The organism is Sulfurovum sp., assembly GCF_049668085.1.
Lineage (GTDB): Bacteria > Campylobacterota > Campylobacteria > Campylobacterales > Sulfurovaceae > Sulfurovum.
This window is the reverse complement of sequence record NZ_JBATIY010000166.1, coordinates 1-6,345: the sequence shown is the minus strand read 5'-3', so window position 1 is coordinate 6,345 and position 6,345 is coordinate 1. Positions and strand designations below refer to the sequence as shown.

The 6,345-nt window shown below is 39.7% G+C and carries 4 protein-coding genes and 1 pseudogene; 1 reads left to right on the top strand and 4 read right to left on the bottom strand.

Annotated features, from left to right (window positions below; genetic code table 11):
- Window positions 1-224: 224 nt before the first annotated feature.
- Together WBM70_RS10060 and glsA are read right to left on the bottom strand one after the other, a co-directional pair.
- Window positions 225-1,598, bottom strand: coding sequence for an OprD family outer membrane porin (locus WBM70_RS10060; RefSeq protein ID WP_424558375.1), 1,374 nt, complete (start codon window positions 1,596-1,598; stop codon window positions 225-227).
- A 13-nt stretch (window positions 1,599-1,611) separates the two neighbouring features.
- Complete coding sequence (gene glsA, locus WBM70_RS10055; RefSeq protein ID WP_424558374.1) at window positions 1,612-2,688, bottom strand: glutaminase A; 1,077 nt, start codon at window positions 2,686-2,688, stop codon at window positions 1,612-1,614.
- A gap of 209 nt (window positions 2,689-2,897) precedes the next feature.
- Here glsA and WBM70_RS10050 point away from each other — a divergent pair, with 209 nt between their 5' ends.
- The gene (locus WBM70_RS10050) at window positions 2,898-4,361 is read left to right on the top strand and encodes a DASS family sodium-coupled anion symporter (RefSeq protein WP_424558373.1); all 1,464 of its coding nucleotides are present in this window, start codon (window positions 2,898-2,900) and stop codon (window positions 4,359-4,361) included.
- Window positions 4,362-4,418: 57 nt separating this feature from the next.
- On the opposite strand, the gene WBM70_RS10045 is transcribed toward WBM70_RS10050, so the two are convergent.
- Both WBM70_RS10045 and WBM70_RS10040 read right to left on the bottom strand, forming a co-directional pair.
- Window positions 4,419-6,113, bottom strand: a complete 1,695-nt coding sequence (locus WBM70_RS10045) for an FAD-dependent oxidoreductase (protein ID WP_424558372.1) — start codon at window positions 6,111-6,113, stop codon at window positions 4,419-4,421.
- 1 nt (window position 6,114) lies between these two features.
- Window positions 6,115-6,345: pseudogene (locus tag WBM70_RS10040) on the bottom strand (NADP-specific glutamate dehydrogenase); the annotation flags it as partial.

Genomic DNA, 6,345 nt, shown 5'->3' with positions numbered 1-6,345 from the left:
AAATACGGTAGGAACTACCGAAATCAAAGCTTGTGGAGTGTCATAGAGTTTCTAACATCTGTTAGAAATCACGGCATGATGAAACAAGAAGCCCAATCTTCTTTAGAGATTGGGTAGTTCACCATATTCAATATCCATAAGCTTATCCATTATTTATATGGAGTTGATGTTTGGTACAAGTGTTAAGAAGCTGTATCTCTACAGCTTACATACATGGTCGGGAGTTAAAACTTATATCCGCCAATAAGTCTAAGTGCATCTATACTTGGCTGCTGATCAAGATCTACATATTCATATGTTCCCGTAAAATAGATGCCAGATGGATCATTGTAACTCACACGAAGACCATAGTTATGCTGTCTATCCTGTCCTAATCCAGTTGAAGACGATACTGAATATTTAGGATCAAGATCAAAATAGGTATATCTTGCCCCTACCCATAAACCTTCCACGCCCTGATCTCCAAAGTCATATCCGACCTGTGCTTTATAAGAGTTCGCATTTGTCATATCTCCTGCTTCAAAGAAATGGAAGATCATACCATTTGCCAAATAAGGATATCCACCCCAGGCACCAAGTGTTGCTCCTGCACCGGGACCATCTGTATAGAACGCTGCACCTGTCGAAAAGTCAAAACCGTTATCAAACTTACCATCAAACCTAAGAGAGTATATACTGTAATCTATTGGTGTATAGGTATTGTCACCGACATCTTTAAAGTTTATAAGTTGTGCACCCGCAGTATAGTTTCCACCGTCGAACTCTCCGGCATAATCATATTGTGCAAACAGTGTATTGTAGAGATCTACTGCATAATAGTCCCATATTTGAAAATTATGCGCATCTTTTTCATACTTAAACATACCTGCCCACATACCTGCATCACCGGCATTGTTTTTGTCTCTTTGGTCAACATATGACTGATCTGCCATAGAGTGAAAACGATGTGGATCTGTTGCACCACCATCCCATACACCTGCCATTTTATAGACATATCCACCTGCAAAAGCTATATTTTCGATGGTTGTATTTTTATAGTATGCACCTTGAAAGGTATTGGCAAAGAGGTACCAGTCATCTGCATCAACCATAGGTGTAGAGAGTTCATAATTACCAGCAAGAAAAACGTGACCACCATGCTCATATTTGACATAGGCTTCTTGAAATATAGCATAAGAGCTTCCATCCCCAAAAGCAAAAGTTCTACTTTCATAGATCTCATCATTAATGCCAAAATCAGTTACTCCTCCACCAGTGATCTTAAAAGAAAAACCGTTATATACAGGAGAAGTTATAGAGAGTTTAGGGATAAAATAAATACCTTTTGAATCCAAATGCCCTTTGTTAATGGTCAGATCTGGATTCTTTGGTGAATTGCTATAGTCATAGTTAACATAACCAATTCTCATATCACCTGTAACTTTCCATCCTTCACCCAGCAGATAGCCATCTTTTTTCTCATCTGTATGGGTTACTGGTTCATGGCCATAGTTAGCATTAGGTACATCGGATACCACAAGAGATTCTGCAGCATGTAACGATGTCCCGATGACAGGGAGTAATGCTAGTAACAACGTTTTAGAGTATGGTAGTTTCATCTTTTACCCTTATTTATTGTGCAAAAGGGTTAAGACCCAATTTATCGATAATATATGCGGCTGCCTGTTGACCACGTACACTGTTCCCATATTTATCAAGTGGTGGAGAAACAACACCTATACCCATTTTCCCCGGTACGATGGCTAAGATACCACCACCTACACCACTTTTTGCCGGTGTTCCGGTAAGATAGAGCCAGTCACCTGCATTATCATAAAGTCCAGCAGTTGCCATTACAGCAAGGATATGTGGAACATACTCCTCATCAATCACTTTCTTTTTGGTAAGAGGATTGATGCCGTCATTAGCAAATGTTGCACCCATCATACCCAGGTCATGTGACGAAATATTGACTGAACATTGTTTCGTGTATACCGTGGTTGCTTCCAAAGGATCTGAACCCATACGTCCGTTAGCATCAAGGAGTTTTGAGATTGCCTGGTTACGTTTGTTGTCATTGACCTCTGATTGATATACTTCTTCATTAAATGGAAGTTTCCGTCCTGCAAAATCATCCATATATGTTTTGATCTTTGCCCAGCGCTCTTTTGAATCTTTCGCTTCCACCCAGCTCGTAGACTGAATAGCACCCGCATTAACAAATGGATTTGAAGCACTGCCTCCATGCTGTTCTATTGCGATAATAGAGTTAAATGCCAAGCCTGTGGCATTCACCCCAATCTTTTCCTGAAGGAACTTATCTCCTTTTTCCTGTATCACTTTAGCTGCAGTGAAAACTTTGGAGATAGATTGAATGGAGACCGCTTCTTTTGTATCTCCTACTTCATAGACTTTTCCATCTGCAGTGACAAGGGTGATCCCAAATATTTTAGAGTCAACTACAGCAAGCGCTTTAATGTAGTCGGCATTTTTCCCATCCTGATTGTCTTTGAATTTTGCGTATGCGTCATTCAAAACACTTTGTATTCTTTCCTCGGTCAAACTAATCTGTTTGACCTCCTGTGCAGAGACGTTAAGCGGTCCTTTTGCCTCAACTGCTGCACTCATCAAAATGAATGAAGCACATGCAACAGAGAGTATGCCAACTCCTCTGCTTATTAAAGAATGTTTATGAGCTCTATTTTCCATTGTTTATTCCTTTTAATAGGTGGATGATAAAAAATCATCCTGCATTTATAGTATTTTCATTGCTTGAGTCATTTAGATTATATCACTATTTTTTCAATTTCAATTATACAAAAAGTCCTATTTTTTATATTATAGTTAAAACCAATAGTACAAACAGCTTTAAATATGTTATGATTTAACCTCAGACTAGCGTATTTAAAAGGAAAAAGATGTCACGTCATTTAAGTGAAAGAACAAAACAGCGTAGGCTTCAACTGATAGTTCTGCTTTTTGGTCTTATCCTCTGGTTTCTGCCGGTACCATCCGGATTGGATGCTTTTATAAGCAAATTACCCGCCTCAGACCTTCAATTCACCTCTCAATCTACCTGGCATCTATTTGCTATATTTATCACAGCTATTTTTGCCGTAATACTCAATGCTATGCCGATATTTACTTCTTCCATACTTGCAGTTTCAGCTATTGTTCTTACTGGTACATTAACAGCGAAACAGGCATTTAGTGGATTTGCAGAGGATTGGATCCTTCTTATTATCGTAGCATTTCTAATTGCCAGCTCTGTGATCAAGTCTGGTTTAGGTAAGCGGATCGCTTTCTTGATCATTAAAAAATTTGGAAAAACAAGTTTAGGTCTTTCTTACTCAATTATCGCAGCCGATATGTTCATTGCACCTGCCTTTCCAAGTAACACAGCCAGATCAGGAGTACTTTTTCCCATTGTCAATGCTTTGGCAGCAGACTCAGGATCAAAAGTATCAGACGGGACCCGTAAAAAACTGGGGGCTTACCTGATGATGTCTTCTATGGCAGGACTTACTATTTCATCCTCTCTCTGGCTTACAGCAATGGCAGCCAATCCTGCCGGTGCTAAAATGGCAAAAGAATTTGGTGTTAATATTACATATGCTTCATGGGCAATTGCAGCTTCTGTTCCGGTTATTTTACTGTACTTTTTATTGCCATGGGTCCTTATGAAAGTCTACCCTCCAGAAGTGAAAGAGACACCGGATGCTCCAGAAATTGCACAACAAGCCCTAGATAAGATGGGAGAAATTCACAGAAATGAATGGATCATGGGTGCGGTCTTTATAGGTATGGTGGCTTTATGGATCGCTTCATCTTTTTTTCCTGTGATCAATAAAACAGCTGTAGCCTTTCTTGGTTTAGGTATCTTGATGCTCGCCAATGTTTTTACAATGAAAGACCTTGATGGTGAAGGACAAGCTCTTGGTACACTTGTCTGGTTTGCAATACTTTATGCTATATCTGTCTATTTGAATAAATTTGGTTTTATGGGATGGGTAGGAGAAAATGCAGCAACTATGGTGGAAGGAATGGCATGGCCTGTTGCTTATGTTATTCTTATCTTTTCTTATGTGCTTATACATTATTTCTTCGTCTCACAAACCGCACAGATGCTGGCACTTTTTACAGTGTTTTTAGGTGTTGCGATTGAAGCGGGTGTACCTGCAGAACTTATGGCTTTAATGTTGCTTTTTGCAACCAACTTTAACGCAATGATCACTCCGCAAGGTTCATCTTCAAATGTGATTTATCTAGGAAGCGGTTATATTGAAGCAGGTGAGGTCTATAGGGTCGGTGGTATTGTTACTTTAGTGAATACTATTGTTTTTCTTACAGTGGGTTCAGCATGGATATTAATGGTCACATAGATAAGTTATAATGACACATATACACCATGCATAAGGCCATTAGAGAGTCTTTACTCTCTAATAACCGTAATCTTCTACAATTGGTTCTCTTCCTGTTGTCAAGTCTCTATAGTATTCATATGATCGAATACCCATAAATCCAGCAGCAATATTGTAAACCTGTTTATACCCTTTTGACTGCAAAGCTAGTACGGCATTATATGAGCGCTGACCTGAACGACAATGTACATAAACAGGTACATCTTTGGGGATCTCTTCAAATCTTTCCCGAAGTTGTGAGAGTGGAATGTTATGCGCATTTTTTAGCTGACCTTCATCCCCAAGTTCATATGTTTCTCGCACATCAAGAATATAGGCACCATCTTCATATAATTCACGAACTTTTGAGAAAGAGACCTGCTTGTATGCGCCATGAAGAATATTGGATGCAACATAACCAGAAAAATTCACCACATCTTTACCTGTACCAAATGGTGGAGCATAACAGAGTTCAAGATCGGGCAGGTCATCCACAGTTGCACCAAATTTGATCGCTGTTGCGATGACATCTACGCGTTTATCAACATTACCTAGACCAATGGCCTGAGCACCGAGTATTCGGCCTGTCGGTTTTTCAAAGATAAGCTTAAATGCGAGGTCTTCTGCATCAGGCATGATACCTACTTTGTCTTTTGGCACAATGACAATAGCATCGTAATCAAGATCCATATTTGCTAACATTTTTTCACTCAAACCGGTGTTCGCAACATTAATATTGAACACTTTCACAATAGAAGAGCCGATATATCCATTGTTGCTGATATTTCTACCGTGAATATGGTCTGCAACACTACGTGCTTGTTTGAGAGCAGGTCCTGCAAGAGCAAGTGGTGCATTACTTTGGGTTAAAATGTTATAGACTTCAATGGCATCACCGACTGCATAGATATCAGGATCGTTGGTAAGATAATTGGCATCAACTGTTATGGCACCTTTTTTACCAGTCTCGATACCCGCTTTCACAGCAATATCTGTAGCAGGGACAATACCAATAGACATGATCACCACTTCTGATTCGATCTCTCTACCTGACTTGAGTATGACTTTATTGGTATCAAATGCAGCAACCCTGTCACCTAATATTAATTCCACACCATGGTCTATAACTTCTTTGTGAAGCCTCTGTACCATATCATCATCGATCTGGTTAAGAATTTGAGGCGGGGACTGTACCAAAGTGACATTATACCCTGCAAGAACAAGGTTTTCTACCACTTCAATACCGATAAATCCAGCACCTGCTACTGTGATCCTTGTAGGTTTTGTCTTTTCAATAAATCTATGCAGTTTGTCAATATCAACCACGTTTCTTATGGTGAAAACATTGGCTTTTTCAATACCCGGTAGATTTGGAGCAACAGGATGGGCTCCCGGAGATAAGATCAGTTTGTCATAAGACTCTCTGTAAGTTGTATCATCTAAAAGATTTTTGACTTCGATCTCTTTATTCTCTCTGTCAATAGCGATCACTTCATTGTTGACCCGTGCATCGATATTGTACATCCCTTTGAACTTTTCAGGTGTCATCATGACAAGGTCTTCAGTGTTCTTCACTTCACCGCTTAAACGATAGGGAAGGGAACAGTTTGAAAATGAGACATGAGGTCCCATTTCAAACATGATGATCTCATCTTCTTCACCAAGCCTTCTGAGTCTTGCAGCAGCGGATGCACCACCGGCAACGCCTCCTACTATTAAATATTTTTTGCTCATATTATATTCCTTCAGCAATCATGACATCAGCAACTTTCTTGAACCCGGCAATATTTGCACCATCGACATAATTCCCCTCAACACCATACTCTTTAGCAGTAGCAGCAACATCTTTACAGATATCCTGCATCGTCGATTTCAGTTTGGCATCTACTTCTTCAAAAGTCCATTTTATCATCGCGGCATTTTGACTCATCTCAAAATTACTTACAGCAACGCCACCTGCATTGGC

Excerpts from the sequence above, each read along its gene's own strand:
- WBM70_RS10045 (WP_424558372.1), bottom strand. The coding sequence starts at position 6,113 with ATGAGCAAAAAATATTTAATAGTAGGAGGCGTTGCCGGTGGTGCATCC.
- WBM70_RS10060 (WP_424558375.1), bottom strand. The coding sequence starts at position 1,598 with ATGAAACTACCATACTCTAAAACGTTGTTACTAGCATTACTCCCTGTC.
- WBM70_RS10050 (WP_424558373.1), top strand. The coding sequence starts at position 2,898 with ATGTCACGTCATTTAAGTGAAAGAACAAAACAGCGTAGGCTTCAACTG.
- glsA (WP_424558374.1), bottom strand. The coding sequence starts at position 2,688 with ATGGAAAATAGAGCTCATAAACATTCTTTAATAAGCAGAGGAGTTGGC.